The sequence below is a fragment of the Pantoea sp. B550 genome (assembly GCF_024158165.1).
Lineage (GTDB): Bacteria > Pseudomonadota > Gammaproteobacteria > Enterobacterales > Enterobacteriaceae > Pantoea > Pantoea alfalfae.
This window is the reverse complement of sequence record NZ_JAMYXI010000003.1, coordinates 984,005-1,007,235: the sequence shown is the minus strand read 5'-3', so window position 1 is coordinate 1,007,235 and position 23,231 is coordinate 984,005. Positions and strand designations below refer to the sequence as shown.

Genomic DNA, 23,231 nt, shown 5'->3' with positions numbered 1-23,231 from the left:
TCACTGATCACTCTGTGGACCCCTTCATGAAACAGCGAATTCTGGCCCTGGCCGCCGCGCTGCTGCTTAGCGGCTGTGCCACTATTGTCGGCAATGAAACCCAGCTGGTGCGCATCGACTCTCTGCCGCAGGGCGCGCGCTTTACCGTGCAGGATGAGCGTGGTTATGCGGTGGCGCAGGGTTTCACGCCGCAGACCGTTGAACTGGAAAAATCTACCGGCCGCTACTTTGGCAAAAAGCACTACCTGCTGATGCTGGAAAGCCCGGGCTACGTGCCGGTCACGGTGCCGATCGAGGCACGCGCTAACCTGTGGTATCTGCTGGGCAATATCCCGCTGGGTGGCTTCCCCGGCTGGCTGCTGGTCGATCCCTTCTATGGTGGCATGTACGACCTCAAGCCGGAACATCCGCGTCCCTTTATGAACCCGGTTGGCGCGCGCGGCTGATTACTGCGCGGTCGGCTTCACCATTCCGCCTGGCGTTTTATGGCGTTCCAGATACTGATGCTGGAAAATGCACATGCGGATGGTGTTGCGGTACTCCCCGTTAATGAAAAACTCATGCTTAAGCACGCCTTCGATCTCAAAGCCGAGCTTGGTGTAGATGTGGATCGCTTTTTCGTTTTCCTGATCGACAATCAGGTAGAGCTTATAAAGATTCAGCACCGAGAAGCCGTAATCCATCGCCAGCTTTGCCGCCTGTGTGGCCAGCCCTTTGCCCTGATGGGCCGGATCGATGATGATCTGAAACTCAGCGCGGCGGTGCACATGGTTAATTTCGACCAGTTCCACCAATCCCGCTTTCTGCCCGCTGTGTTCCACTACAAAGCGGCGTTCGGTCTGATCGTGAATGTGTTTGTTGTAGAGATCGGACAACTCCACAAACGCCTCATAAGGCTCCTCGAACCAGTAGCGCATCACGCTGGCGTTGTTATCCAGCTGATGGACAAAGTGCAGATCTTCCCGCTCCAGCGGACGCAGTTTTACCGTCATTACCTGACTCCTTTTTTAAAGAAACTGCCGCGAGTATACCGCATCAGCCTTGTGCTGCGATTTGCGCAGTCGCATACCTGTTCTGGCTTTAGGCGTTATGGCGTGGGAGAAGAGAGGTAACGGCGGGCATAGGGGCGTGTTAAGACAGGCGGGAGAAAGCAATAGCGCCGGACGGCAGATTAACGCCGTCCGGCCTGATTTCAGGCAGAGATCTGTTCGATGATGCGACCCTGCGACATGTGCACGGCGCGATCGCACATATGATCGATCACATCGGGATCGTGGCTCACCAGCACCATGGTCAGGCCATCCTGCTGTTTCAGATCGTTGAGCAGATTAAGGATCTCCGCCTGCACTGACATATCCAGCGCCGACGTCGGCTCATCCAGCAGCAGGATCTTCGGCTGCAGCAGCAGGGCGCGCACGATGGCGACGCGCTGACGCTGACCGCCGGAGAGCTGATGCGGATAGCGATCCGCCAGCGCGGGATCGAGTCCGACGTGACGAAAGCCCTGATCGATACGATCGTTGATATTGTCGCGTTTCAGTAGCTTGAGCGGCTCCGCCAGGGTGCGACGCAGCCGGTGACGTGGATGCAGCGAGGCATAGGGATCCTGAAACACCATCTGCACTTCCTGACGCAGCGCGCCGGCAAAGACTTTGCCCGGCTGAACCGCGTGACCGGCAAGTTGCATCTGGCCCTGCCAGTGTGGATTCAGACCTGCCAGCACCCACAGCAGCGACGACTTACCGCAGCCCGAAGGCCCCACCAGACCAAAACACTCACCAGCATTAACCGCCAGGTTGACCTCGTGCACCACGGTGCGCAGATCATAACCCTGTTTGTGGGCGACGCTTAGATTCTGCAGCTTAATCATAATTTGCCTCCAGCGCAGCGCGATCCAGCACCGGTAAAGCCTGTCCGTGAGTCGCTTTGCCCGGACGGCAGGCCCACAGCGTGCGGGTATAGGGATGGGTGGCGCGCGACAGGTCGGCGGCGGGCAGCGTATCCAGCAATCGGCCTTTGTACATCACCATGACCCGCTCGCAATGTTCTGAAACCTGCTGCAGATCATGGCTAATCAGGAGCAGACCCATGTTGCGCGCTTCCACCAGACCGCGGATCAGCGCCAGCACCTGATCGCGCATGGCATGATCCAGCGCAGAAGTCGGTTCATCGGCGATCAGGAAATCGGGATCGGTAATCAGGGCGATCGCCAGCATCACCCGCTGACCCATGCCGCCAGAGAGCTGATGCGGATACTGCTGCATCAGACGACGCGGATCGGGCAGGCCGACCGCATCCAGCATTTCACACACTTTCTCTTTGCGCTCGGCACGGCTCAGGCGGCGATGCAGGATCAGCGGCTCTTCCACCTGCCAGCCAATGGTGCGCGTCGGGTTAAGGGCATACTTCGGGTCCTGCATCACCATCGCCACGCGGTTACCGCGCAGCTGATTCCAGTGACGCTCACTCAGCCTCAGCGCATTCTCACCGGCGACCTGAAGCTGGCTGGCCTGCAGATGCAGCGCGGGCGAGAGTAAGCCCATCAGGCTGCGGGCGGTCAGTGATTTGCCGGAACCGGACTCACCCACCAGCGCCACGCGCTCGCGACCCACGGAAAAGCTGATGTTATCGACCAGCAGCGCATCATCGCTGCGAATGGTCAGCCCTTCGGCATGGAGCAGATTATTTTGCATGACGGGTATCCAGTCGGTCGCGCAGGCCATCGCCTGTCAGGTTAAAGGCCAGGCTGGCAAACAGAATGGCCGCGCCTGGGGCGGCGGCAACCCACCACTGATCGAAGATCACTTTACTGCCTTCGGCGACCATTGAACCCCATTCCGCCGTCGGCGGCTGAACGCCCATGCCGAGGAAACCAAGACCGGCAGCAGCCAGGATAATCCCGCCCAGGCTCAGCGCGGCGCGGACGACCGCCGTCGGCATACAGAGCGGCAGGATATGACCAAACATCAGGCGAAAGCCCGTAATGCCCTGCATCCGCGCGGCAGCAAGGTAGTCGCTGCGACGCAGCGCCAGAGTCTCGGCACGCGCCTGACGGGCAAACGGCGGCCAGCTGGTCAGCGCCAGTGCCAGCGCACCGTTCATCAGCCCTGGGCCGAGAATCGCCACCAGCGCCAGCGCGATCACCAGGTTCGGCAGCGACAGGAAGATATCGGTAATGCGCATCAGCAGGCGTTCGGTCCAGCCGCCGACGTAACCAGCGGTGATGCCGATCAGCAGCCCTGCCGGAATGGTCAGCACCAGAATCAGCGACACCAGCAGCAGCGTAGGACGTGCGCCGTAAATCACGCGCGACAGCAGATCGCGGCCAAAGCCGTCGGTACCAAACCAGTGCTGCGCCGACGGTGCCAGCAGGCGGCTCGACATGGTCTGCATATTTGGGTCGAACGGCGCAATCAGCGGTGCCAGCAGCGCCATCAGGATAAGAATCGCCACCAGCGTCAGCCCAACGGTTAACGAGGTCACGCGTTGACGGCGACGGCGTGGTCGCAGCGTTTCGAGTTCAGAGAGTTGTTGCGTCATCGGGTTCTCGGATCGGTTAACCAGGTTAAAACATCCGCCAGGGCGTTAATCAGAATAAAGCAGCTACCGATCAACAGGGTGGAGCCCAGAATCGCTGGCACATCGCCGGAGAACAGCGCATTGGTCATGTAGCGACCCACACCCGGCCAGGCAAAGACAGTTTCGGTCAGCACCGAACCTTCCAGCAGCGTGGCGTAGGAGAGGGCGATTACCGTAACCAGCGTGCCCAGCACGTTAGGGAAGATATGGCGCAGCAGGATGCGAACCCGACCCGCGCCTTTAGCACGCGCCAGCACCACATACTCTTTGCTGCTTTCTTCCAGCAGCGCAGCACGCAGCAGGCGGGTAATGCCCGCCATCGCCAGCAGGCCGAGGATTACCACCGGCAGCCAGAGGTGCGCAATCGCATTGCGGAACATTTCCGGTTCACCCGACAGCCAGCTGTCGATCAGGACAAAGCCGGTCTTCGGCTCCAGGGTATAGACCCAGATATCATCCAGCCGTCCCGGTCCGGCGGACCAGTGCAGCACCGCATAAAAGAGCAGCAGACCCAGCAGGCCGAGCCAGAACACCGGCACCGAGTAGCCCAGCAGCGAGATAAAGCGGGCGAGATTATCAATCCAGCTGCCTGGTTTCCAGGCGGCCAGCAGCGCCAGCGTGACGCCGAACACCACTGCGAAGATCATCGCGCAGGTCGCCAGCTCAATGGTGGCGGGGAAGGTGGTCATCAGGTCGCCGCTCACCGACTGATTGGTCAGACGGGAGACACCGAGATCGCCGTGCGCCAGATGTTCGATGTAGCGCCAGAACTGCATCAGCACCGGTTGGTCGAGACCCAGGTCGTGACGCACCTGTTGATAGGTTGCTTCACTGGCATGATCGCCAGCGATCTGCTGCACGGGATCAATCGGCGAGAGATGCGACAGCATAAAGGTGAAGGCGAGCAGGCCAAGCAGCGTGACCAGCAGCGACAACACGCTACCGATCAGCCGTCCGCCACGCTGCCAAAAAAGCCGGGCGAACCCGGCTGAAGGAACAGACTGTGCCATTACTTAGTGACCTGCGAGTAATACACCATGTCAGGGTTGATGCCCTGCACATAGCCTTTCAGGTTGTCGCGCAGGGCAATCAGGTTCTTCGCCTGCATGCCAATCACGTAAGGAGAGCTCTTCATCACGTCACGCTGCATCGCTTCATACAGCGCGATGCGCTTCTTCGGATCGCTCTCCGCCGTGGCCGCAATCACCTGCTTGTTCAGCTCAGGAATATGCCAGTCTGAACGGTAAGCGATGGTTTTGCTGCCATCTTCCGGGTTATATGCAAACGAGGCGGCATTGGTGTTCGGATCGAAGTAGTCGGAACCCCAGGCGTTCAGCGTCGCTTCATATTTATGCGCTTTCACGTTGGTAGAGACTTCGGAACTCAGGCCCGGCACCACTTCCACTTTCACGCCCGCTTTGGCGAAGCTGCCCTGCAGCGCCTGCGCGATATCCAGATAAGGCGGCTGGTTGCTGGTGGAGAGCTTGAAGGTGACGTTGTTCAGGCCCGCTTTCTTCAGAATCGCTTTGGCTTTTTCCGGATCGTAGCTGTATGGCGTGTCGTTGATTGCGCCCAGGAAGCCCTTAGGCAGGAAGCTCTGATGTACGTCGAACTGACCTTTCAGCAACTCATTAGCAATACCTTTGTAGTCCCACAGGTAGCGTGCTGCTTCCCAGAAGGCCGGGTTCTTCATCGTCTCATTCGCGCCGATGTTGAACTGGATGTAGTAGAGTGACGCCATTGGAATCGCTTCCGTCTTCACGCCAGGTTTGCCGTTCAGGGCAGCAATCTGATCGGCACCCAGGTTACGGGCGATATCGGCATCACCCTGTTCCAGCAGCAGACGACGCGCAGCCGGTTCCGGGACGTTTTTGATCAGGATGTTCTTCATTTTTGGCGCGCCCGCCGGTGAGGTCGGGTTGGCGCTGAGCAGCACCACCTGATGCATCACCACTTTACGGATCTGGTACGGACCGCTGCCCGCTGAGTGGGTTGCCAGCCAGGCGTTACCAAAATCGCCGTTCTTCGCGTTTGCCATCGCAGTTTTTTCATCAACGATCGAAGAAACCGGTGCAGAGAGCAGGCTCAGCACGTAGGTCGGGCTGACGTTGGCGGTCCAGCTGATCTGCACGTGATTGTCGTCAATCTTCTTCAGGAAGCCATCAACGTTATCTTTGGTCCAGCCGAGCTGCGTCAGGATGAAAGAGGGATCGAGGTTCAGTTTCACCACGCGGCCCAGCGAGAAGATCACATCTTCCGGGCGCAGCGGGTTACCGGTGGAGAATTTCGCATCTTTGCGCAGTTCAAAGGTCAGGCTGCGGTTGTCGCTGCCGGGCTGCCATGAGGTCGCCAGTGTCGGTTTCAGATCCACCGGATTCTGCGGGTCAGACTGTACCAGACGCTGATAGATGTTCGTAAAGGCCTGAACGCTGGTCAGTTCAAACCCTTTGGCCGGGTCGAAGCTGTCGGCGTCGTCGGTAGATTGAGCAATGACCAGCGTATCTTTTGGTGTTGCGGCCTGGGCTGTGAAGGCGGCAGCCAGCGTCAGCGCCAGCAGTGATGGAATTATAGTTTTCATGAAATTTCCTTGCCTCTGAAAAGTTACGCGAGTTTACGAAAGGGCCGATGCGAAGAATAGTCGAATATGGGCTAATCATATGCCAAAAGGTTATAAGGGCTATCGGGAGGTTATAAGAAGATCGCCACGCTGTTACCGAAGCGGCAACCTGAGCAGAAACAAATCCTCAACGAAACCGTTATTCAATACGTTATTGCTTTACCGAAGCCGGCCTCTCTTTATAATGGCGGCAGATAACTTCAGGAGAATTCAGTTGGACAGTCACCCGAGATTACCCTTTATTCTGGCAAGCTGAATTTCCTCTGCTGCTTGCCAACCGGCGAGCAGCGATCCCCGCTTTAATTAACGATCGCGCTCCTTATTTTTAATCCTGTTATCACCAGGAGTGCGCGTTATGCTGCTGTTTATATTGGCTCTTTTTCCTCCGCCCCGTCTGGCGTAGCCCAGGCTGCGCCCAATCGCTGATATCAGACTTTTAAAACGCCGCGTATAAACGGCGTCAGGTAACCCTGCGCGCGTCATTATTTTTCACGCAGGCGGAATAACCTGACTTTTTCTGAAAGTCACTCCATTAAATAACCCGGCCACGCCAGGTTTTATCCATGCACGTTATTTTCCGTGCAGGACAACTATTGCTTTAAATCAGGGAGATGTCGAAATGAGCGACATGAAACTGGAACAGGTTGCGATCACTTCATCCGGCAACCGTAATGATAAAAAAAGTAAAAAAATGTTTGCTGTGGCGCAGCAGGCAGACCAGCACATTGATATGACGCTGGCGAACCTGCGCAGCCAGCGTCAGGGGCTGAGTCAGGATGAAGCGGCGAAACGACTGGCTTTGTATGGCCGTAATGAAGTGGCGCATGAGAAAGCGCCACCTGCGCTGATTCAGCTGCTGATGGCATTTAATAACCCGTTTATCTACGTATTACTGGTCCTGGCGCTGGTGAGCCTGTTTACCGACTATATTCTGCCGCTGCGCGCCGGTCAGGAGACCGATCTCTCCGGCGTCATCATCATCTTCACCATGGTGATGCTGAGCGGGCTGCTGCGTTTCTGGCAGGAGTTTCGCACCAACCGTGCGGCGCAGGCTCTGAAGTCACTGGTGCGCAGCCAGGTCACCGTGCTGCGCCGTGAGCCGGGCAGCGAAACCGCGCAGCGCCAGGATGTGGATATGAGTGAACTGGTGCCAGGCGATATCATTCTGCTCAGCACTGGCGATCAGGTGCCTGCCGATGTCCGTCTGCTGAGTTCACGTAATCTGTTTATCAGTGAAGCAGTACTGACCGGTGAGTCGCTGCCGGTTGAGAAACAGAGCTGCGATGCGGGTATCGATGCCGAAGGTCAGACCGCCCAGGAGCGGCTGGCATCACCGAATATCTGCCTGATGGGCACCAGCGTGGCCAGTGGCACAGCCAGCGCAGTCGTCGTCGCGACCGGTGGCGAAACCTGGTTTGGTTCACTGGCTTCATCGCTAACCGGAAGCCGTCCGCAGACCGCGTTTGACCGCGGGGTGAACAGCGTCAGCAAGCTGCTGATCCGCTTTATGCTGGTGATGGTCCCGGTGGTGCTGCTGATTAACGGCTTCACCAAAGGGGACTGGATGGATGCCACGCTGTTTGCTTTGGCGGTCGCGGTCGGGTTGACCCCGGAAATGCTGCCGATGATTGTCAGCGCTAACCTGGCTAAGGGCGCGATTGCGATGTCACGTCGCAAAGTGATCGTTAAAAAGCTCAACGCCATTCAGAACCTCGGCGCGATGGATGTGCTCTGCACCGATAAAACCGGCACGCTGACCCAGGACACCATCCTGCTGGCGCATCATCTGGATGCGCGGGGCAACGAAGATGCACTGGTGCTGCTGCTGGCCTGGCTCAACAGCGGCAGCCAGAGTGGCGCGAAAAACCTGATGGATCGCGCCTTACTCTGCGCCGGCGACAAGGTCATTTCACAGTCTCAGCGCAGCCAGTTCCAGCTGATCGATGAGCTTCCGTTTGATTTTACCCGCCGTCGGGTGTCGGTGCTGGTGGAAGATCTGACTCAGCATCGTTCACAACTGATCTGCAAAGGCGCAGTGGAAGAGATGCTGGCAGTGAGCATTGCTGTGCGGCAGGGCGACACGGTGGTCGCACTGGATGCGGCACAGCGTGCGGCGCTGCTGGCGCAGACTGAACACTATCATCAGCAGGGTTATCGCGTGCTGCTGGTGGCAACCCGTGATGGTGAGCTACACGCGCCGCTCAGCGACAGTGATGAGCGCGATCTGATTATCCAGGGAATGCTGACTTTCCGCGATCCACCTAAAGCCAGCGCGGGTAAGGCGATTAAAGCCCTGCGTGACAGCGGTGTGACGGTGAAAGTGCTGACCGGTGACAATCCGCTGGTGACGCTGCGGGTCTGTGCCGATGTCGGGCTGACCGATCCGGCGATGCTGACCGGCGATCAGATTGAGGCGATGAACGATGATGAGCTGGCGCAGGAAGCTGAACGCTGCACCCTCTTTGCTCAGCTGACGCCGCTGCAGAAATCCCGTCTGGTGCGGCTGATGCAGCAGAACGGTCACACCGTCGGGTTCCTGGGCGATGGCATTAATGACGCACCTGCGCTGCGGGCGGCTGATACCGGGATTTCCGTGGACAGCGCGGCGGATGTGGCGAAAGCCTCATCGGACATCATCCTGCTGGAGAAGGATTTACAGGTGCTGAATGAGGGTGTACTCAAAGGACGCGAGACCTTTGGCAACATCATCAAGTATCTCAACATGACCGCCAGCTCCAACTTCGGCAACGTTTTCTCGCTGCTGGTGGCCAGTGCCTTTATTCCGTTTCTGCCGATGCTGTCGATTCATCTGCTGATTCAGAACCTGATGTATGACGTTTCTCAGCTGGCGCTGCCGTGGGACAAGGTTGACCGCGAGTTTCTGAATAAGCCGCGTAAATGGGATGCCGGCAACATCAAGCGCTTCATGCTGTGGATGGGCCCGACGTCATCAATTTTTGACGTCACCACCTTTGCGCTGATGTGGTTCGTTTTCGGCGCTAACCATGCAGGCGTGCAGTCGCTGTTCCAGTCCGGCTGGTTTATCGAGGGGTTACTGTCACAGACGCTGGTGGTGCATATGCTGCGTACCCGGAAGATTCCGTTTATCCAGAGTCGCGCCACCTTACCGGTGATGCTGACCACGCTGGTGGTGATGGCGCTGGGCATCCTGATTCCGTTCTCACCGCTGGGTGCGATGGTCGGACTGGTGCCACTGCCATGGCAATATTTCCCGTGGCTGGTGCTGACGCTGTTCAGCTACTGCCTGGTGGCGCAGGGCATGAAGCGTTTCTACATCCGTCGGTTTGGTCAGTGGTTCTAGGGAGGCGAAGATGAAAAAAGGCAGGCTCGATACGGTTTTTTTCGGCGTGATGATCATCGGCTTAACTCTGATTGCGCTGACGGTCATCGTGCGGTGATGGCGTTGTGATAGAGCGGTAATTGAGAGGCAGCGAGGCAACTCGCTGCCTTTTTTATTGATGCAGTTACTCTTCGTCGCGCTCACGGCTGGCGCGCTGGCGCTCATAGTATTCATCTTCTGCTGTGATGATCTCATCCATCAGCGAATCCATATCCACCACGCGCTCCTCTTCCACAAACTTCCCGGTAAGCGGCGTTTCCGGGGTCAGTTTGCCATCTTCGTAAAGTTGCCAGATCTCTTTGGCATAGCGCGTCTTCAACAGCTGCGGAGCGAACTGACCGTAGTAAGAGGTGATGTTGTCCACGTCACGTTCGAACATCGACTCAGCATGATTGTTGGCTGCCGCATCGACCGCCTGTGGCAGGTCGATAATCACCGGCCCCTGATCGTCCAGCAGCACGTTGAACTCGGATAAGTCACCATGGACGATACCGGCGCAGAGCATACGCACGATGTTGCGGATCATGGTGTGGAAGTCGGTAATCGCTTCCTCTTCGGAGAGCGTGACGTCGCTGAGGCGCGGCGCGACAGAGCCATTGGCATCGGTCACCAGCTCCATCAATAACACGCCGTCAATGCAGAGATAAGGCTGGGGCACGCGAACACCGGCATTAGCCAGGCGGAACAGGGCGTCCACTTCAGCAGTCTGCCAGGACTCCTCCTGCTGCTTACGGCCAAACTTCGTGCCTTTCTGCATGGCACGGGCGTTACGGCTGTTGCGGGTTTTACGTCCTTCCTGATACTGCACCGCCTGCTTGAAGCTACGCTGGGTCGCTTCTTTATAAACTTTGGCGCACTGCACCTTGCCGCCGCATAGCACGGTATAGACGTCTGCTTCTTTGCCGCTTTTCAGCCGCTGCAGGACATCGTCAATCAGGCCGTCATCGACCAGGGGCTGGATTCTGTTTGGGATTTTCATGCGGCTTTATACCTTATTTCACCCGCTTTTCGTATCACTTTGCGATGATGGAAAACATTGGCAATGACTGAACAAAGTATCTGATTCTACCCTGGAAAGTGGCGTTGTGGGGATGAACCTTGATGCGTTGCGCTTTTGACCTTTGTTTTATCATAAACAACGGATTAGGCGGGAGAGCAGGGCGGTTTTACCTGCCAGAGATTCGCTTTTTCACGTCACAGGGCAACATCATGTCAGCGAGATGTACCTGAATAGCAGGCGGATGCGGGTATAAAGGCCGAAATCCTGCTCAGAGAATTTCAGCCCGCCTGCGGGATTACTTCAGACCTTTAAGCACTTTAACCGTGCTTTCAATGTCGATCTCATCTTCGGAGAAGATCAGTGTCGTTCCCTGGAACGTGGTGACCGCCAGCTTTTTCAGCGAGCGCATCTCACTGGCGTTCGGGTCAGACTTTGGCCGGATATTATTCAGCAACAGGCCCACTGACAATACCGCGTTCTCTTTATCGACACCGGCATCGACCGGCACTTCTTCGTTGTAGACCAGATAAGACTTAATCGAGGTGATCTTGAGCCGCTCGCCTGCGATATAGATGTATTTGCTGGTCGGCGCGACTTTCACCGCATAGGCGGATAAGCCTTTATTGTTGGTGGTGGGTTCAAATGTCACCGCCGCATCTTTCTTAATCAGATCAGGATTGGCGACTTTAATCACATGAAAATAGCGGTTATCACCGTTTTCATCTTTGATAAAGCCAAAACCTTTATCTTCAAACCAGGTTGTGATCGTTCCGTTCATCGCCATTTTTGCCTGCTTAATCTACTCAGTTTTTTACAGCGCGCAGTGTAAAGCACAATGCCTGCGCAGACTATATAAGTCTGGATGATAATTTTCGACCGGGCAAGAGAATGTATGGGGGGCCAGCGCTGAGGTGAAAGCGCTTTGGGACAGAGAGATTAACCGGCGGACGGCGCAACGCTCGCCTGCCGGTGAATGTTAGCTACTCGTTGCCCCAGCGGTTCAGGAACTCGGCGATATCATCAATACGCTGCTCATCGATACCCGCTTCGCGCGCCATATCCTGCTGCGACTCTTCACTGATCTCTTCGTTATTCATCAGACGGGTGATCAGCAGCTGGAAGTAATGCGCCAGTGGCGTACGTTCAGCTTCGCTTACCGGCTTAGCGGACTCCGTCGCATACTCATCTGCGACATCATAGTATTTGAGAGAGATTTCGTTATTCATAAGGTGTCCGCAGAGTTGAGAGTAAGTAGCGACCGGATTCTGACCCGGTTTGTGGGGCTATTATTTCGTGTTTGGGTTGAGGCTGTAAAGGGGCTATTTTGGGGGAGTAAGACGAGGCTCTGGAGAGAAATTTTTGGCATTCAGGGTTGAGGATTTTTTAAAAGCGCCGCAAGCAAAATAACAGACACAAAAAAGCCCGCAAGGCTTTCACCTTGCGGGCTCTCAGGACTTCGATGATGGTTCTGGTAACCATCAACCAAGAATTTTGGTGGAGCTGGCGGGAGTTGAACCCGCGTCCGAAATTACTACACCGTCGGCACTACATGCTTAGTCAGTTTTTACATTCGCCGGTTAGCTGCGAACAGACACGCCACTAACAGACTAGCCTGATTGGATTTAACGCTTCAACCCCAGGCAAGGTATCCACGCGATCTCTTTTGGGTTTGACTTCTCTTGATCCCCGTCTTAAGAGCGGAAGCTAGGGAGAGAAGGCTCTAAGCAGGTTATTAAGCTGCTAGTGCGTAGTTTTCGTCGTTTGCGACTATTTTTTTGCGGCTTTTTACGAGGCAAACCGCCCCTCGGCATGCTCCTAAGGCTTCACAATCCCGTCGAGTCCAGAATCAGCCCCAGAACTTTAAATACTAGCAACTAAATAGCTTAAAATCCAGTGCTTAGCGCGCTGAATTCTTCATGATACGTGCTTTGTCTAATTTCCATTCGCGATCTTTAATGTCATCGCGCTTGTCATGCTCTTTCTTACCGCGTGCAACACCAATCTTCAGTTTGCACCAGGCATTCTTCCAGTACAGCGACAGTGCCACGATGGTGTAACCTTCGCGGTTGACGCGGCCATACAGGGAGTCGAGTTCACGTTGCTTCAGCAGCAGCTTACGGCTGCGCGTGGGGTCACAGACCACGTGACTGGAGGCAACGGCTAAGGGTTGAAAGGTTGAACCGAACAGAAAGGCTTCGCCATCGCGCAGCAGAATATAGCTGTCGCTGATGTTAGCTTTACCAGCACGAAGTGACTTAACTTCCCATCCTTGTAACGACAATCCCGCCTCATACTCCTCTTCGATGAAGTACTCGTGGCGAGCGCGTTTGTTCATGGCAACAGTGGCAGAACCGGGTTTGTGTGCTTTTTTCTTTGTCATAGTGTGGCGTATTTTACATCACTTAGTCGGTTATCGCATCCCCAGTCCAGCGGGGCAGCAGGAAACGGGATATTCTAGCACACCCTCACTCGGGGACATTTTTGTTTAATCGCTGAAAATGCTACTATTCAGCGGTTTTGTGATGAACAGGAACCATTATGGCTCAGATTAGTCGTTCGGCGCTGGTCCCGTTTAGTGCCGGGCAGATGTACAAACTTGTAAATGATGTGGATGCCTATCCGCAATTCCTGCCGGGTTGCACCGGAAGCCGCGTACTGGATGCGTCTGAAAATCAGATGACGGCGTCGGTAGATGTGTCGAAGGCGGGCATCAGCAAAACATTTACTACCCGCAACACCCTTACGGATAACCAGAGCATTCATATGGAACTGGTAGATGGACCGTTCCGCAAGCTGACCGGCGGCTGGACGTTCGTCTCGCTGGGCGATGACGCCTGTAAGGTGGAGTTAAGCCTGGAGTTTGAATTCACCAACATGCTGGTAGAGATGGCCTTTGGACGTATTTTCAAAGAGCTTGCCAACAGCATGGTGCAGGCTTTCACTCAGCGTGCCAAAGAGGTATACAGTGCCTGAGATCTCCGTTGAGGTGGTCTACGCCCTACCTGAAAAACAGTATCAGCTTTACGTGAAAGTGGAGCAGGGCAGCACGGTTGAACAGGCTATCCTGAAATCAGGCCTGCCTGAACTGCGTCGTGAGATTGACCTCGCCAGCAACAAAGTAGGCATCTACAGTCGGCCAGTAAAGCTGGATGATGTGGTTCAGGAGGGCGATCGTATTGAGATCTATCGTCCGCTGATTGCTGATCCAAAAGAGCTGCGTCGTCAGCGCGCAGAGCGAGCGGCAGAAAGCAAAAAATAAGTCGTTATACCGCCAGAATCAGCGGATAGCCGGCATAAAAAAAGGCGCTCAGTGCGCCTTTTGTGCTGTCTTTAAACGGTCTGTCGTGAAATCAGTCGTTGTTCTTTGACAGATTCTGCTTGTTATCGATATTGGTCAGAACACCGTTGCCATCAAAGGTCAGCGTCAGCGTCTGCTGCTTCACGCGCTCATGACCTGGCTCCTGACGGAAAACGTAATACCAGACGTTGCTGCCAAACGGATCTTTCATCATCGGCGTACCGAGCGTGTAAGCCACCTGCTGCTGTGTCATACCGGTATGGATCTTGGCCACATCGTTGGCAACCAGATAATTACCTTGGTTGATATCAGGACGATAGACCACGCGCTCTAAGGTGGAACATCCGGCGGTCATCATCAACATTACCACTGCCGCGGCAGTCAGCGTTTTACAGCGCATCTATACATTCCTTTTCCGGGGCCAAACGCCTTTAACAGGCGGCTTTCTTGCCATCAAAATCTGAACTCTGCCTGCGGCAGGCTTTATTACTCTGGCGACATAAGTGCCGATGATAATAAACCTTTTCGCCGTTGGAAACCTCTACAGAGCAAGCATATGACCACGGTGGGTTAAAAAAGTGCGCTGCTATGCGGCTAAAAGTTCTTTTGCGTTGGCCAGGGTATTGCGTGTCACCTCGCTGCCGCCCAGCAGTCGCGCCAGTTCCTGCAGACGCGCCCGCTTATCCAGCGGCTGCATATGGGTTTCGGTCATCGCGCCATCGGTCTCTTTGCTGACATAGAAGTGCTGATGACCACAACCGGCAACCTGCGGCAGGTGGGTGACACACATGACCTGGGTCGATTCACCCAGTTGACGGAGCAGTTTACCGACGACGGCGGCGGTCGGGCCGCTGATTCCGACATCCACTTCATCGAAAATCATCGCCGGCGTTTCCATTTTCTTCGCGGTGATCACCTGAATCGCCAGCGCGATACGTGACAGTTCACCGCCCGAAGCGACTTTGCCTAACGGCTGCAGTGGCTGACCTGGGTTCGTCGTCACCTGGAAGTCAACGCGGCTCGCGCCATCTGCCGTCAGTTGATCCGGATTAAAGTTCAGGGCGATTTTAAACTGGCCATGGGGCATTGAAAGCAGATGCATACTCTGGGTAATCAGCTGCTGCAGTTCATCGGCAAAGTGGCTGCGCTGCTGATGCAGCTGCTCTGCGCTTTGCAGTGCCGCCTGATAATGTTCACCCACCAGCGATTGCAGGCTTTCCTGGTCGCTTTCGTGCTGTGACAGCAACTCGGCTTCTGCCAGCAACTGCTGATGCAGTTCAGGCAGACCTTCTGGCGTGACGTGATGCTTACGTGCCAGCGCAATCTGGCGGGAAATACGCTTCTCAAGTTCGTACAGGCGATTGGGGTCCAGGTCAAGGCTGTCGCAGTAGTGACGCAGTTCGTCGCTGGCTTCGCTCAGCTGAATCGCCGCCTCCTCCAGCAGGTTATGAACGCCGTTCAGCTTCTCATCCAGCGAGGTCAGTTCTGAAATCATCTCACGCGCGGTGTAGAGCAGGCTGTTGAGATTATTGTCATCGCTGTCTGCTAACAGCTGCAGCGCCTGCTGGCTGGTCGACAGTAGCTGTCCGCTGTTGGCAAGGCGCTTGTACTCTTCGTCAATCTGCTCGTATTCGCCCTGCTGCGGGGCAAACTCGTTCAGCTCTTTGAGCTGATACTGCAATAGCTCGCGACGTGATTCGCGCTCCTGCGCCTGCTGCTGATGCAGCGCCAGGGTGCGACAGCTCTGGTGCCAGGTCTGATAACTGGCGCGCATTTGCTGCAGGAGAGCGTCGTGACCGGCATAGGCATCCAGCAGATGCTTTTGATGATCGGGTTTGAGCAAAAGCTGATGGGCATGTTGACCGTGGATCTGGATAAGCAGCTGGCCCAGATCGCGCAGCTGAGAGAGCGGCACCGCTGTGCCATTGATAAAGCCGCGGGAACGACCGTCAGCGCTGATGACCCGACGCAGCAGACACTCGTTGCCGTCGTCGAGTTGATTATCCATCAGCCAGCGCTGAGCAGAAGGGGAGGACTTAAGCTGGAAGCGGGCGCAAAGGTCAGCCCGGCTGGCACCCTGACGCACCATGTCAGCATCGGCACGGCCGCCCAGACATAATCCCAGCGCATCAATCGCGATGGACTTACCGGCACCGGTTTCACCAGTGATTGCAGTCATGCCGCGTTGGAAATCAATGTCGAGCTCACGAACGATAGCGAAATTACTGATGGTCAGTTGGGCCAGCATAGGTTCACCTGTACGAATAAACACATATGGTTTTTCATACAGTATAAACTGGTTTTTTATCCAGTAAAGAGAAGAGGCCGGTTTTCAGAACAATTTTTTTGACCAGCCTAGCTTTGAACTCAGCGTATTGAAATAGCTGTAATTTTTAGGATGAATTAAATCAAGATGACCGGCACTGCGTCGAATCAGTACATCTTCACCTTCCTGAATAGGCAGCGCAATCTGGCTGTCACAGCTGATTTCTAGGTCGCTGCGACGTGAAGAAAAGCGCAGACGGATGGTACTGCTGCTGTTGATGACCAGTGGACGCGCTGACAGCGTATGCGGGAACATCGGTACCAGCACAATGGCTTCGAGTGACGGCGTCAGAATCGGACCACCCGCAGAGAGGGAATAGGCAGTAGAGCCGGTGGGTGTTGAGATAATCAGCCCATCAGAGCGCTGGGAAAAGGCGAACACTTCATCAATGTAGACTTCAAATTCGATCATGTGCGCGACTTTACCGGGATGCAGCACCACTTCGTTGATGGCAGAGCCAATACGCGGTGAGCAGTCAGATTTGCACACCTGCGCTTCCAGCAGAAAGCGGCTCTCGACGAAATAGTTGCCCTGAAGGACCTCATCCAGCTGTTGCTGCGCATTGTCCGGGTCAAGATCGGTGAGAAAACCGAGATTACCGCGATTAATGCCAATCACTTTAATATCATAGCGCGCCAGCACCCGCGCAGCGCCCAGCATATTACCATCACCGCCCACAACGACTGCTAAATCAGCCTGCGCACCAATCTCCGCCAGCGTGCCGGTCTGCACGTCGTGAAGCGACAGCTCCTGGGCAATCTGCTTCTCAACGATCACCTGATAACCTTTGGCCGTCAGCCAGCGCCAGAGCATCTCATGCATGGTTAGCGCGGTGGGATGGCGCGGATGACCCACGATACCAATGCAGTTAAAGTGTTTGTTCATCTGGTCGGTGTTCCTTATAAGCCAAAACGGCAAGGCAATGTGATAGGTTCCCTTGAATCCGTCATACCAATCCCCATAATAAGCCAACCAGCGAAATGAATGTGCAAAACGCGGAGAAATTCATGAGTAGTAAAGAACAGAACACCCCAAACGAGCAAGTCTCAGACGAAATTCAGCAGGATCAGCAGCAACCTCAGGAAGCGGAGACAGCAGCAGAGGTGGATCCGCGTGATGAGCGTATTGCTCAGCTCGAAGCTGAATTAGCGCAGTCGCAGACCGGTGTACGCGATGCCCAACTGCGTGCGCAGGCTGAGGTTGAGAACATTCGTCGTCGTGCCGAGATGGACGTTGAGAAGGCGCACAAGTTTGCGCTGGAGAAGTTTGCCAATGAACTGCTTCCGGTCATCGACAGCCTGGAACGTGCGCTGGAAGTGGCCAATAAAGAGGACCCACAGCTGGCATCCATGATCGAAGGGATTGAACTGACGCTCAAAGGCTTGCTCGGTGCCGTGCGTAAGTTCGGTGTTGAAGTGGTCGGCGAAACCGGCGTGCCATTCAACCCTGAAGTCCATCAGGCGATGTCGATGATGGAGTCTGAAGAATTTGAACCTAACCATGTCATGCTGGTGATGCAGCGTGGCTATACGCTGAATGGTCGCCTGCTGCGCCCGGCGATGGTTGCGGTTTCTAAAGCTAAAAGCTGATTCAACGCCTGAATCCTGTTACACGGCCGCGCACTGACGCGGCCGTGTGCGATCTGGCGCTATGCAGGTAAGACCGGCGTCCAGTCCACCGGATTTTTACCGGCAGCGCTCAGCAATTCATTGGTCGCTGAGAAGTGTTTGCTGCCGAAAAATCCACGATGTGCAGAAAGCGGCGAGGGATGGGGCGCCTGCAGCACATGATGGCGCTTGCGATCAATAATGCTGCCTTTCTTCTGCGCATGTGAGCCCCACAGCAGGAAAATCACCCCTTCACAGTGCTGGTTAATCGCCGCAATGACGTTGTCCGTAAAGGTCTCCCAGCCAAAACGAGCATGGGAATGAGCTTTACCCGCCTCGACCGTTAACACCGTGTTCAGCAACATCACCCCCTGTTTTGCCCAGCTCTCAAGAAAGCCGTGATCGGGTTTCCGGAAGCCGGGAATATCCTGCATCAGTTCTTTGTAGATATTCTGCAGTGACGGAGGCACCTGAACGCCCGGCAACACTGAGAAGGCGAGTCCATGCGCCTGATTCGGCCCGTGATAGGGATCCTGCCCCAGAATCACGACGCTGACGTCACCGAGTTCCGTCAGGCGAAACGCATTGAACACATCTTTCTGCGGCGGATAGACGGTTACACCCGCGGCGCGTTCATCGGCGACCTGCTTCAGCGTCTCAATAAAATAGGGTTTCTCTTTCTCTTCAGCCAGCACGTCGTGCCAGGTCAGCTTTTCAGCCATGTTTAACTCCCTTAACGTTAGTGGAGTAAGCTTAGCCGTTCCTGCCGCTGACCTGAAGGCAAAAATAATTTGAAAAATACAAATTATTTTTAACTGGCAGGTATTTTGAGATCAATGGTTTAGCGAAAAAGTGCGCCGAATGGCTGATTAATATTGATACAAGTCAAGGCTGTTGCGAATGAACGATGGTATACCGGGGCCTCAAATTTGATTTATTCACGTATTATCCGGGAGACGCAATCATGATCACTGGTATCCAGATCACTCAAACTAACAATTCTCAACTTCTGAACTCCTTCTGGCTGCTGGATGAAGAGAAAGCTGAAGCGCGTTGCCTGTGTGCAAAAGCAGGCTATGAAGAAGATCAGGTTGTCGCCATCAGCGAACTGGGCGAGTTCGCTTACCGTGAAGTGCCGGTTGAAATTAAACCGCAGGTGCGCGTTGAAGGCGGACAGCATCTGAACGTCAACGTTCTGCGTCGTGAAACGCTGGAAGATGCGGTTAAACATCCTGAAAACTACCCACAGCTGACTATTCGTGTTTCAGGCTATGCCGTACGTTTTAACTCGTTGACGCCTGAGCAGCAGCGCGATGTAATCACCCGTACATTTACAGAAAGTCTGTAAACCGCCTGAATTATCGGGTGCTGCCAATTAGCGCAAAGCGCACACAGCAATTTTTATTAGTATTGTTAAAGAGATAAGCAGTTAACTACAGGGCATGCGAATGCCACTGTTGTCAGGAAAGCGTACTGGCAGAAAAAACACTCTTAAAAGGCCGTAACTGACTATCAGATAAAAAAAATCGCCTCCTGAGAGGCGATTTTTTTATGCGTATGATGTTTTATTCCGCATTCTCGTTAGCTGGCGTAGTGCCGCTTGCCTTGCGGCGTTTGCCGACATTTTTGGCATCACGATGGCGTTTTTTCACTCGCGGTTTTTCCGTTTCGCTGGCTTTCTTCTCTGCACGCTTCGCCAGCACCTTTTTCGACGGTTTACCCGTAGTTTTAGCATTTGGCGCACGCGTTTCAGGGCGCAGCTCATCAATCACGCGCGCTTTGATCGGTTCGTTCACATAGCGGGTGATTTTGCCCAGCAGAACGAAGTCGTGCGCTTCGACCAGTGAAATGGCGATGCCTTTACGGCCCGCACGACCGGTACGACCGATGCGGTGCAGATAGGTATCGGCGGTACGCGGCATGTCATAGTTGAAGACATGGCTGACATCTTCAACATCGATACCACGCGCGGCGATATCCGTCGCAACCAGCACGTTAACGCGTCCTTCACTCAGACGCTTAATCGCTTCGTTACGCTTGGCCTGAACCATTTCGCCTTCAAGATAGCTGCTACGAATCCCCGCTTCGTGCAGCCAGCTCACCAGTTCATGCAGACGTTCACGCTTACGCACAAACACGATGCTGCGCGTCACATCCGGCTGCTTCAGCAGATGAATCAGTAATTTGGTTTTATGCTGCAGATCATCAGCGCGGTAGTACCACTGCTGGATCTTTTTGCGCTCGCGACGGCTCGGATCCGCTTCCAGCTCAACCGGTTCGTTAAGCAGACGCTCGGCGAAGTCACGGATATTGTCGCCTTCCAGCGTGGCGGAAAACAGCATGGTTTGCTTGCGCCAGCGCGTTTCAGCCGCGATGGTTTCGATATCCTGAGCAAAGCCCATATCAAGCATGCGGTCCGCTTCATCCAGTATCAGGGTTTCTACGGCGCGGCAGTCAAAGTTCTCTTCTTTGATGTACTGCAACAGACGGCCGGTGGTCGCGACCACAATGTCCTGATTTTCGCTGAAAACTTCGGCATGGTTCATATAAGCCACGCCGCCGGTGATCGTGGCGATGTCCAGATGCGTATGTTTCGCCAGCTCACGCGCATGATCGGCAACCTGCATCGCCAGTTCACGGGTCGGGGTCACAATCAGGATGCGTGGCGGCCCGGATTTCTTGCGCGGAAAATCAAGCAGGTGCTGCAGCGCCGGTAACAGATACGCGGCGGTTTTCCCGGTTCCTGTAGGTGCCGAACCCAGAACGTCACGGCCCTCCAGCGCGGGCGGAATTGCAGCGGCCTGGATCACTGTTGGGCGCGTAAAGCCTTTTTCCTGCAACGCTTGTAGCAGGCTTTCGTCGAGTTCGAGTTCGGAAAATGTGGTTACTGTCATGGTCTACCTCAGTTTGGGGCGCTGATTATAGACAGATCAGACTGAATCTTCATCTGTTAATCCGTTTCCGCTGCGCCTGGGATTGTCTGCTGCGTGAATTCCCACTGTTGTCACGTTACACTCATGCGCTGCCGTGCGGCAGGAAAAAAACGATGGTAGTGACGAATGATGCAGGATAAGCCGCGTGAACGGCCTCAGTTAAACAAGAACGGTTTTACCTTTAAACAATTTTTTGTTGCCCACGATCGCTGTGCGATGAAAGTGGGCACCGATGCCATTCTGCTTGGTGCCTGGGCACCGGTCGCCGGAGTGAGACGCATTCTGGATATTGGCAGTGGCAGCGGATTAATCGCGCTGATGCTTGCGCAGCGCACGCCGTCACAGATTCAAATCGATGCGGTGGAGTTAGAACCTGAAGCCGCACAGCAGGCGCAGGAGAATGTGCAGCAGTCACCGTGGCCTGAACGTATTCAGGTTCATCAGCAGGATATCGCCAGTTGGGCTGAACAGTGTGATAAACGTTATTCACTGATTGTCAGCAATCCCCCTTATTTCGCGCCGGGCGTAGCCTGCTCTACCGTGGCTCGGGACAACGCACGTGCAACGGCCTCGCTCGATCATCAGACGCTGTTACGCAGTTCAGCCTTATTAATTGAAGAAGAGGGGATGTTCTGCGTAGTGCTGCCCATCGATATTGGGCAGACGTTTATCGCCCTGGCGCAGGCCGATGGCTGGTATCTGCGTTTCCGGCTGGACGTGGCGGAATATGCCCATCGTCCGCCGCACCGCGTCGTGCTGGGGCTGTCGCCGCAGGCCGGTGAAACGCTGCTGGAGCGTCTCGCAATCCGCGCACCAGACACCCGCTATTCTGATGAGTGGTGTAGCCTGACGCAGGACTTTTACCTCTTCATGTAACCTGGCGGGGTCAGAATAGTTGGCAGCGCTTCTGGCAGTAAGTCAGGATAGTCACGGATATAGTGCAGGCCGCGACTTTCTTTACGCTCCAGCGCGCAGCGCACCATCAGGTCAGCGACCTGCACCAGATTCCGCAGCTCCAGCAGATTATTGGAGAGGCGGAAATGGCGGTAATATTCATCGATCTCCTGCTGAAGCAGGTTGATGCGACGCAACGCCCGTTCCAGCCGCCGGGTAGTGCGGACAATTCCCATATAATCCCACATGAACAGACGCAACTCATGCCAGTTATGCTGGATCACGACGCGTTCATCGGCGTCATCAACCTGACTCTCATCCCATGCGGGGAGTGCAGTGACGGCTTCAATGCCGGGCAGGGTACGCATCAACTCCTCTGACGCGGACCAGCCATACACCAGACACTCCAGCAGCGAATTGGAGGCCATGCGGTTAGCGCCATGCAGGCCGGTATAACTCACCTCACCAATGGCATACAGGCCACTGACGTCGGTCTGACCGTGCTGATCGACGACGACGCCACCGCAGGTGTAGTGCGCGGCGGGTACAATCGGGATCGGCTCTTTGGTCAGGTCAAAGCCAAAGGTCAGCAATTTCTCATAGATCATCGGGAAGTGTGCGCGCACAAACTCTTCAGGCTGGTGGCTGATATCCAGATACATACAGTCAACGCCCAGCCGTTTCATCTCATGGTCGATAGCCCGGGCAACAATATCGCGCGGGGCCAGTTCGGCGCGCTCATCGAAATCGGGCATAAAACGGCTACCATCGGGACGTAACAGCCAGGCACCTTCTCCGCGTAACGCTTCGGTTAACAGGAAATTCTGCGCCTGCGGATGAAACAGGCAGGTCGGATGGAACTGGTTAAATTCCAGATTGGCCACCCGGCAGCCCGCGCGCCACGCCATCGCTATGCCATCACCGGAAGCAATGTCAGGGTTAGTGGTATATTGATAGACTTTGGCGGCACCGCCGGTTGCAACGACGACGGCCCGCGCCCGACAGGTTTCGACCTGCTCGCGATTACGGTTCCAGATCCACGCACCCACCACCCGGCGTGGGCCAGGCAGGCCGATTTTATCTGAAAGAATCAGATCGACCGCATTAGTCCGTTCCAGAATCCGGATGTTAGGGTGGCTTAATGCCTGGCTCACCAGCGTGGTTTCCACCGCATGGCCGGTGGCGTCAGCGCTGTGCAGAATGCGGCGATGACTGTGGCCGCCTTCACGAGTCAGGTGATAGCGCATGTCACCCGCCGCCTGCGGATCGAGATCAAAGGCAACGCCGTTGTCGATCAGCCACTGCACGCAATGCCGGGCATTACTGGCAATAAACGACACGGCCTCACGATCGCATAATCCTGCGCCGGCAATCAGCGTATCTTCGATATGCGACTCGATGCTGTCCGTCTCATCAAATACCGCAGCAATACCACCCTGCGCATAAAGGGTTGACCCTTCATTGACCTGCGCTTTACTGAGAACGGTTACCTGATACTGTTTCGCCAGCCGTAACGCCAGCGACAGGCCGGCCGCACCGCTGCCCACAATCAACACATCACACTGATAATCCGGATTCGCATTCATCATAATGTTTAATTTACTAAACAAGACCAG

At 55.2% G+C, this 23,231-nt stretch carries 24 protein-coding genes and 1 other RNA gene; 8 read left to right on the top strand and 17 right to left on the bottom strand.

What is annotated here, in order from left to right; genetic code table 11:
* The first annotated feature begins 26 nt into the window (after positions 1–26).
* On the top strand, positions 27–446 hold the full coding sequence (locus NIM72_RS07675; RefSeq protein ID WP_010257757.1) for a hypothetical protein: 420 nt from the start codon (positions 27–29) through the stop codon (positions 444–446).
* Here NIM72_RS07675 and speG read toward each other — a convergent pair whose 3' ends face one another.
* The 6 genes from speG to NIM72_RS07645 all read right to left on the bottom strand — a co-directional run bounded on the left by speG (position 447) and on the right by NIM72_RS07645 (position 6,157).
* Positions 447–992 carry a spermidine N1-acetyltransferase gene (gene speG, locus NIM72_RS07670; RefSeq protein ID WP_003850356.1) on the bottom strand — a complete coding sequence of 182 codons (546 nt, stop codon included), beginning with the start codon at positions 990–992 and terminating at the stop codon, positions 447–449.
* Positions 993–1,192: 200 nt separating this feature from the next.
* On the bottom strand, positions 1,193–1,870 hold the full coding sequence (locus NIM72_RS07665) for an ABC transporter ATP-binding protein (protein WP_253419700.1): 678 nt from the start codon (positions 1,868–1,870) through the stop codon (positions 1,193–1,195).
* Positions 1,863–2,693: an ABC transporter ATP-binding protein gene (locus tag NIM72_RS07660; protein WP_253419697.1), complete on the bottom strand. Its 831-nt coding sequence runs from the start codon at positions 2,691–2,693 to the stop codon at positions 1,863–1,865. The genes NIM72_RS07665 and NIM72_RS07660 overlap by 8 nt, the downstream gene beginning before the upstream one ends.
* Positions 2,683–3,540 (bottom strand): ABC transporter permease, encoded by an 858-nt coding sequence (locus tag NIM72_RS07655; protein ID WP_033733571.1) that lies wholly within the window; start codon positions 3,538–3,540, stop codon positions 2,683–2,685. Before NIM72_RS07655 ends, NIM72_RS07660 begins: the two co-directional genes overlap by 11 nt.
* A complete protein-coding gene (locus NIM72_RS07650) occupies positions 3,537–4,589 on the bottom strand; it encodes an ABC transporter permease (RefSeq protein WP_033733570.1) in 1,053 nt (350 codons plus the stop codon). Before NIM72_RS07650 ends, NIM72_RS07655 begins: the two co-directional genes overlap by 4 nt.
* Complete coding sequence (locus NIM72_RS07645) at positions 4,589–6,157, bottom strand: ABC transporter substrate-binding protein (RefSeq protein WP_161735782.1); 1,569 nt, start codon at positions 6,155–6,157, stop codon at positions 4,589–4,591. Before NIM72_RS07645 ends, NIM72_RS07650 begins: the two co-directional genes overlap by 1 nt.
* A 658-nt stretch (positions 6,158–6,815) precedes the next feature.
* On the opposite strand from NIM72_RS07645, the gene mgtA reads away from it, so the two are divergent.
* A complete protein-coding gene (gene mgtA / locus NIM72_RS07640; RefSeq protein WP_253419694.1) occupies positions 6,816–9,518 on the top strand; it encodes a magnesium-translocating P-type ATPase in 2,703 nt (900 codons plus the stop codon).
* Between the two features lie 10 nt (positions 9,519–9,528).
* Positions 9,529–9,615, top strand: a complete 87-nt coding sequence (gene mgtU, locus NIM72_RS21560) for a magnesium transporter protection protein MgtU (protein WP_371876303.1) — start codon at positions 9,529–9,531, stop codon at positions 9,613–9,615.
* Positions 9,616–9,681: 66 nt separating this feature from the next.
* Here mgtU and NIM72_RS07635 read toward each other — a convergent pair whose 3' ends face one another.
* The 5 genes from NIM72_RS07635 to smpB all read right to left on the bottom strand — a co-directional run bounded on the left by NIM72_RS07635 (position 9,682) and on the right by smpB (position 12,937).
* On the bottom strand, positions 9,682–10,536 hold the full coding sequence (locus NIM72_RS07635) for a PA4780 family RIO1-like protein kinase (protein WP_253419691.1): 855 nt from the start codon (positions 10,534–10,536) through the stop codon (positions 9,682–9,684).
* A 316-nt stretch (positions 10,537–10,852) separates the two neighbouring features.
* Positions 10,853–11,341 carry a cold-shock protein gene (locus NIM72_RS07630; protein ID WP_135907825.1) on the bottom strand — a complete coding sequence of 163 codons (489 nt, stop codon included), beginning with the start codon at positions 11,339–11,341 and terminating at the stop codon, positions 10,853–10,855.
* Positions 11,342–11,537: 196 nt separating this feature from the next.
* Entirely contained in the window at positions 11,538–11,783 is a 246-nt protein-coding gene (locus NIM72_RS07625; protein ID WP_161735776.1) for a YmjA family protein, read from the bottom strand.
* A gap of 266 nt (positions 11,784–12,049) precedes the next feature.
* Positions 12,050–12,411: a transfer-messenger RNA gene (gene ssrA, locus NIM72_RS07620) on the bottom strand.
* A gap of 43 nt (positions 12,412–12,454) precedes the next feature.
* A complete protein-coding gene (smpB, locus tag NIM72_RS07615; RefSeq protein WP_033733561.1) occupies positions 12,455–12,937 on the bottom strand; it encodes an SsrA-binding protein SmpB in 483 nt (160 codons plus the stop codon).
* A gap of 158 nt (positions 12,938–13,095) precedes the next feature.
* Here smpB and NIM72_RS07610 point away from each other — a divergent pair, with 158 nt between their 5' ends.
* Positions 13,096–13,530 (top strand): type II toxin-antitoxin system RatA family toxin, encoded by a 435-nt coding sequence (locus NIM72_RS07610; RefSeq protein WP_222925111.1) that lies wholly within the window; start codon positions 13,096–13,098, stop codon positions 13,528–13,530.
* Positions 13,523–13,816 carry an RnfH family protein gene (locus NIM72_RS07605; RefSeq protein WP_222925112.1) on the top strand — a complete coding sequence of 98 codons (294 nt, stop codon included), beginning with the start codon at positions 13,523–13,525 and terminating at the stop codon, positions 13,814–13,816. Before NIM72_RS07610 ends, NIM72_RS07605 begins: the two co-directional genes overlap by 8 nt.
* 91 nt (positions 13,817–13,907) lie before the next feature.
* On the opposite strand, the gene bamE is transcribed toward NIM72_RS07605, so the two are convergent.
* The 3 genes from bamE to nadK all read right to left on the bottom strand — a co-directional run bounded on the left by bamE (position 13,908) and on the right by nadK (position 17,066).
* On the bottom strand, positions 13,908–14,255 hold the full coding sequence (gene bamE / locus NIM72_RS07600; protein WP_161735770.1) for an outer membrane protein assembly factor BamE: 348 nt from the start codon (positions 14,253–14,255) through the stop codon (positions 13,908–13,910).
* A gap of 186 nt (positions 14,256–14,441) precedes the next feature.
* Positions 14,442–16,103: a DNA repair protein RecN gene (gene recN / locus NIM72_RS07595; RefSeq protein ID WP_161735768.1), complete on the bottom strand. Its 1,662-nt coding sequence runs from the start codon at positions 16,101–16,103 to the stop codon at positions 14,442–14,444.
* 84 nt (positions 16,104–16,187) lie between these two features.
* A complete protein-coding gene (gene nadK / locus NIM72_RS07590; RefSeq protein ID WP_253419688.1) occupies positions 16,188–17,066 on the bottom strand; it encodes an NAD(+) kinase in 879 nt (292 codons plus the stop codon).
* A gap of 122 nt (positions 17,067–17,188) precedes the next feature.
* Between nadK and grpE the strand changes: the two genes are divergently transcribed.
* Positions 17,189–17,770, top strand: coding sequence for a nucleotide exchange factor GrpE (grpE, locus tag NIM72_RS07585; protein ID WP_003848585.1), 582 nt, complete (start codon positions 17,189–17,191; stop codon positions 17,768–17,770).
* A gap of 59 nt (positions 17,771–17,829) precedes the next feature.
* Here the strand turns inward: grpE and ung are convergent, their stop codons facing one another.
* Positions 17,830–18,510: a uracil-DNA glycosylase gene (gene ung, locus NIM72_RS07580; RefSeq protein ID WP_222925114.1), complete on the bottom strand. Its 681-nt coding sequence runs from the start codon at positions 18,508–18,510 to the stop codon at positions 17,830–17,832.
* Between the two features lie 242 nt (positions 18,511–18,752).
* Between ung and grcA the strand changes: the two genes are divergently transcribed.
* Positions 18,753–19,136 (top strand): autonomous glycyl radical cofactor GrcA, encoded by a 384-nt coding sequence (gene grcA, locus NIM72_RS07575; RefSeq protein WP_013358769.1) that lies wholly within the window; start codon positions 18,753–18,755, stop codon positions 19,134–19,136.
* Between the two features lie 217 nt (positions 19,137–19,353).
* Here the strand turns inward: grcA and srmB are convergent, their stop codons facing one another.
* Positions 19,354–20,682 (bottom strand): ATP-dependent RNA helicase SrmB, encoded by a 1,329-nt coding sequence (srmB, locus tag NIM72_RS07570; protein ID WP_161736175.1) that lies wholly within the window; start codon positions 20,680–20,682, stop codon positions 19,354–19,356.
* A gap of 165 nt (positions 20,683–20,847) precedes the next feature.
* Between srmB and NIM72_RS07565 the strand changes: the two genes are divergently transcribed.
* The gene (locus NIM72_RS07565; protein WP_253419685.1) at positions 20,848–21,597 is read left to right on the top strand and encodes a tRNA1(Val) (adenine(37)-N6)-methyltransferase; all 750 of its coding nucleotides are present in this window, start codon (positions 20,848–20,850) and stop codon (positions 21,595–21,597) included.
* On the opposite strand, the gene nadB is transcribed toward NIM72_RS07565, so the two are convergent.
* Positions 21,582–23,201, bottom strand: a complete 1,620-nt coding sequence (nadB, locus tag NIM72_RS07560) for an L-aspartate oxidase (RefSeq protein WP_161736193.1) — start codon at positions 23,199–23,201, stop codon at positions 21,582–21,584. The two genes, NIM72_RS07565 and nadB, sit on opposite strands and share 16 nt — an antisense overlap.
* Positions 23,202–23,231: the final 30 nt, after the last annotated feature.

Coding starts and splice junctions, on each gene's coding strand:
- NIM72_RS07675 (WP_010257757.1), top strand. CDS start 27: ATGAAACAGCGAATTCTGGCCCTGGCCGCCGCGCTGCTGCTTAGCGGC.
- speG (WP_003850356.1), bottom strand. CDS start 992: ATGACGGTAAAACTGCGTCCGCTGGAGCGGGAAGATCTGCACTTTGTC.
- NIM72_RS07665 (WP_253419700.1), bottom strand. CDS start 1,870: ATGATTAAGCTGCAGAATCTAAGCGTCGCCCACAAACAGGGTTATGAT.
- NIM72_RS07660 (WP_253419697.1), bottom strand. CDS start 2,693: ATGCAAAATAATCTGCTCCATGCCGAAGGGCTGACCATTCGCAGCGAT.
- NIM72_RS07655 (WP_033733571.1), bottom strand. CDS start 3,540: ATGACGCAACAACTCTCTGAACTCGAAACGCTGCGACCACGCCGTCGC.
- NIM72_RS07650 (WP_033733570.1), bottom strand. CDS start 4,589: ATGGCACAGTCTGTTCCTTCAGCCGGGTTCGCCCGGCTTTTTTGGCAG.
- NIM72_RS07645 (WP_161735782.1), bottom strand. CDS start 6,157: ATGAAAACTATAATTCCATCACTGCTGGCGCTGACGCTGGCTGCCGCC.
- mgtA (WP_253419694.1), top strand. CDS start 6,816: ATGAGCGACATGAAACTGGAACAGGTTGCGATCACTTCATCCGGCAAC.
- mgtU (WP_371876303.1), top strand. CDS start 9,529: ATGAAAAAAGGCAGGCTCGATACGGTTTTTTTCGGCGTGATGATCATC.
- NIM72_RS07635 (WP_253419691.1), bottom strand. CDS start 10,536: ATGAAAATCCCAAACAGAATCCAGCCCCTGGTCGATGACGGCCTGATT.
- NIM72_RS07630 (WP_135907825.1), bottom strand. CDS start 11,341: ATGGCGATGAACGGAACGATCACAACCTGGTTTGAAGATAAAGGTTTT.
- NIM72_RS07625 (WP_161735776.1), bottom strand. CDS start 11,783: ATGAATAACGAAATCTCTCTCAAATACTATGATGTCGCAGATGAGTAT.
- smpB (WP_033733561.1), bottom strand. CDS start 12,937: ATGACAAAGAAAAAAGCACACAAACCCGGTTCTGCCACTGTTGCCATG.
- NIM72_RS07610 (WP_222925111.1), top strand. CDS start 13,096: ATGGCTCAGATTAGTCGTTCGGCGCTGGTCCCGTTTAGTGCCGGGCAG.
- bamE (WP_161735770.1), bottom strand. CDS start 14,255: ATGCGCTGTAAAACGCTGACTGCCGCGGCAGTGGTAATGTTGATGATG.
- recN (WP_161735768.1), bottom strand. CDS start 16,103: ATGCTGGCCCAACTGACCATCAGTAATTTCGCTATCGTTCGTGAGCTC.
- nadK (WP_253419688.1), bottom strand. CDS start 17,066: ATGAACAAACACTTTAACTGCATTGGTATCGTGGGTCATCCGCGCCAT.
- grpE (WP_003848585.1), top strand. CDS start 17,189: ATGAGTAGTAAAGAACAGAACACCCCAAACGAGCAAGTCTCAGACGAA.
- ung (WP_222925114.1), bottom strand. CDS start 18,510: ATGGCTGAAAAGCTGACCTGGCACGACGTGCTGGCTGAAGAGAAAGAG.
- grcA (WP_013358769.1), top strand. CDS start 18,753: ATGATCACTGGTATCCAGATCACTCAAACTAACAATTCTCAACTTCTG.
- srmB (WP_161736175.1), bottom strand. CDS start 20,682: ATGACAGTAACCACATTTTCCGAACTCGAACTCGACGAAAGCCTGCTA.
- NIM72_RS07565 (WP_253419685.1), top strand. CDS start 20,848: ATGATGCAGGATAAGCCGCGTGAACGGCCTCAGTTAAACAAGAACGGT.
- nadB (WP_161736193.1), bottom strand. CDS start 23,201: ATGAATGCGAATCCGGATTATCAGTGTGATGTGTTGATTGTGGGCAGC.